The 267-nt window shown below is 57.3% G+C and carries 1 protein-coding gene; it reads left to right on the top strand.

Going from position 1 to position 267, the window contains the following annotated elements:
• Window positions 1-40: 40 nt before the first annotated feature.
• Window positions 41-267, top strand: a 227-nt coding sequence (locus AC0L20_RS41130) for a TetR/AcrR family transcriptional regulator (RefSeq protein WP_473295849.1), incomplete at its 3' end; no start/stop codon positions are given.

The raw sequence follows: 267 nt of genomic DNA, 5'->3' as shown, positions 1-267 counted from the left end.
CGGCTGGCAGGATCCCGGCTCGGCATTTTCCGCGGTGGGCTTGAACGAAATACTTCAAGCCGCCGCCGTGCCGAAGGGTTCGTTCTATCACTACTTCGCTTCCAAGGACGCTTTCGGCGTGGTGCTGCTCGATACCTACTTCGATAACTACGTACACGGCATGGAGCAATTGTTCAGCCAGGCGGATGTGTCCTGCTACACCAAGCTGATGCGCTACTGGCAGGCCTGGATCGACAACCACATTGGCTGCACCGATACCGGCAAATG

The organism is Bradyrhizobium sp. Kon58, from assembly GCF_055807455.1.
Note: the sequence above shows the minus strand (reverse complement) of the source record. Positions and strands in the feature narration are given on the sequence as shown.